At 29.1% G+C, this 3,153-nt stretch carries 4 protein-coding genes; all 4 read left to right on the forward strand.

The features are described from left to right. A partial coding sequence (locus tag HMPREF9129_RS05400; protein WP_004821201.1) for an ABC transporter permease occupies positions 1-665 on the forward strand: 665 nt, incomplete at its 5' end. Positions 666-678: 13 nt separating this feature from the next. Next, complete coding sequence (locus HMPREF9129_RS05405; protein WP_004821202.1) at positions 679-1,602, forward strand: ABC transporter ATP-binding protein; 924 nt, start codon at positions 679-681, stop codon at positions 1,600-1,602. After that, positions 1,595-2,326, forward strand: a complete 732-nt coding sequence (locus HMPREF9129_RS05410) for an ABC transporter permease (protein ID WP_004821204.1) — start codon at positions 1,595-1,597, stop codon at positions 2,324-2,326. Before HMPREF9129_RS05405 ends, HMPREF9129_RS05410 begins: the two co-directional genes overlap by 8 nt. After that, complete coding sequence (locus HMPREF9129_RS05415) at positions 2,327-3,058, forward strand: ABC transporter permease (RefSeq protein WP_004821207.1); 732 nt, start codon at positions 2,327-2,329, stop codon at positions 3,056-3,058. It begins immediately after the preceding gene. The last annotated feature ends 95 nt before the right edge of the window (positions 3,059-3,153 follow it).

Consider the following 3,153-nt stretch of genomic DNA (forward strand, 5'->3'; position numbering starts at 1 on the left):
CATTTTCAATTTCAAGAGAAAGTCCTATAATGGATAGCTTTGGAGACTTATATTGTTTGGCATTCAAGAATATAACCTTTGTGTTCCTGCCAATCGTAATTGGAATAATTTCGACCATGTTATTTTTCGATGAAAAAAAGAATGATACTTTAAAGAATGTACTGATAACTTCTGTTAGCAGATTTAAAGTATTTTTGGTGAAATTTATTCTGATTGAGTTATTAACTATATTTTTAATGATATTAACATATATATCATCTGTATTTGGTGCAGTAATAAGTGGAGGTTTTATAGATTTTAATTTAGTTACATTAAAAGAGGCAGCAATATTATATGTAGTTGCAGCTTTATTAATTCCGATTGCAATGCTTCCGGTGATTTATATTGCTACTTTTTCTAAGAGTTATGTTTTACCTATTTCTATGTGCTTGCTTTATTTAGGAATTGGGATATTTGGAGCTTCGATATTAGTTCATATACATCCGCTTGCGAGTTTATTAGGAATATATCAAAATGTATCATCTGCTGCTAAAGAAATGGTAGAAAATAGTATTGGAGGATATTCACTAAATGTTTCCTCGTTTAGTTGCTTACTATCTATTTTATCAATTGGAATAGTGTTTTTTATACTTTCTATAAAATCAATTAAAAGACAAAATTATTAAGGAGAAAAGTAAGATGAAAAATTATATTATTGAAACAAAGAATTTAACAAAAGTGTATGGACAACAAAAGGTTGTAAATTCTGTAAATTTGCATGTTGAAAAAGGTTCAATCTATGGTTTATTAGGACGAAATGGAGCAGGAAAAACAACCATTATGAAGATGATATTGGGTCTTACGGATATTTCGAATGGTGAAGTAAGTGTTTTCAATCAAAACATAAAAGGTAACGAGAAAAAGATTTATCCAAGAATTGGTGCAATTATTGAAACACCCGGATTTTATCCTAACCTTACGGGGACAGAAAATTTGGAAATATTTGCAATGTTAAGAGGAACGGCTTTTCCTAATGCAGTTAAAAATGCTTTAGAAGTAGTTGGTCTGCCATATAAAGATAAAAAACTTTTTGGGAATTATTCTTTAGGAATGAAACAAAGACTGGGAATAGCTAATGCAATTTTACATGATCCTGAGGTTTTAATCTTAGATGAACCAACAAATGGATTAGATCCAATAGGAATAGCAGAAGTTAGAAGCTTTATAAAAGATTTAAGTGTAAAAAAAGGAAAGACGATTTTAATTTCCAGTCATATTCTATCTGAAATAACACTCCTTGCTGATACAGTGGGAATTATAGATAAAGGAGTTTTGTTAGAAGAAAACAGTATGGAAGAATTAAATAAGAAAAATAGAAAGTATATTATGTTGGAAGTATCAGACGTATCAAAAGCTACTATTATTTTGGAAAAGGAATTTGGAATAACAAATTATTCAGTTGAAGATAATAATCATATAAGGATATATAGTCATGGAACAGATATAGCTAAAGTTAATAAGTCTTTGGTTATGAGTGGTATATCAGTGATTTCATCACAAACATGCAATGATTCTTTAGAAGATTACTTCAAGAAAATAACCGGAGGAGAGGGAATTGCTTAATTTAGTTAAAGTAGAGTTTCTTAAATTGAAAAGGAAAAAGATTGTTTGGATGATGTTTCCGGCAACACTCTTAATGCCATTGCTTGCCACTGTATACTTTAGGAATATAGACCTTTCAGATAATCCGATGAAATATTTTAAATGGGCAATCTTTAGTTATAATTTATGGCTGATTTTGCCAATTACACTAGGAATATTTTCTACAATGATCATGTCCGTAGAGCATGAGAATGATATTTTTAAATCGTTATGGATTATTCCAATTCAAAAGATGAATCTTTTAGTCAGCAAATTTGTAATTGTGCTTATTTATAGTTTAGCATTTATGAGTTTGTCAATTTTATTTACAATTCTTTTTGGGAAAATTATTCATCATATAGAGATAGATTATTCTTTGTTTGCTTTTCTCATTAGAAAGTGTTTTGAGATTAGTGGATTTTTAGCAGTTTCTATGCTTCCTATTTTATCTGTCGCATTTTTGACAAAAAAATATATTCTACCTGTTTGCTTGACGATTGTTTATGCTTTTTCAGGGTTTGTAATTTTGATGGTTAATATGTATGTGCATCCATTATCGAGTTCTACTGCAATTGTTTTAAGAGATGTTCCGGGAATAGTATTAAATCAAGATATAAATATAGTTTATTCTCTTCTTTGTATAGGAGGATGGATAGTTGTATTTACAATATTTACAAAATTATTATTGAAAAGGAGAGGATGGTAAATGAAGACCCTTTTATTAGCTGAATATAAAAAGCTTCACAGGTCAAAATTGATGTTTTTGATTGTATTTGCACTCATAATGACATTAGGGATTGTATTTTTTCAAGGACGATTTTCATTTGGTGGCAAAAAGTATATAGATACATTTGGATGGTATATTTTACAGGTGCATTCCTTAACAACATATTTTGTATTGCCAAGTCTGATAGCATTATTTGGAGGATATATTATTTGTCGCGAGAAACAAGAAGATGTACTTAAATCATTGAAGTTAATACCGATAGATGAGAAGAACATGATTACTGCCAAAATGATAATTACTCTATTGGGTAGCATTTTTATTTATCTAATATTGTTTATGGTATCTTTAATTATAGAAACTGCACTACATTTAGATGCTGTAAATATAAGTGAAGTAGTTCACTATTTTGTTGTATATGTATTAACCGGGATAGGCGTTTTTATGGTAATATCTCCAATTATTGCACTTGTTGGACTGGTTAAAAGGAGTTATTGGATAGCTCTGATTATCGCTGAAATATACTCTTTTATAGGAATTTTCTTCGCCTCTAAAGAAGTTGCAAGAGCTATGTATCCAATATCATCTGTGTTTGTTTTGTCAGGAATATATGAGGCATCAGCAATTGAGATTATGCTTAGTATAATCGTAAATATTTTTTGCTGTTTAATAGCGTATAAGATATTAAAAAAATTAAATATTAGCAAAGAATAATAAAAATGAGCCATGGAGATTTAATCTTAAGGACTTTTAAAAAGATATTCATACAGTCTGTATTACAATATGGTGAGACTAAAAAGAATTTTCTC

Source organism: Peptoniphilus indolicus ATCC 29427 (assembly GCF_000227315.1).
GTDB lineage: Bacteria > Bacillota > Clostridia > Tissierellales > Peptoniphilaceae > Peptoniphilus > Peptoniphilus indolicus.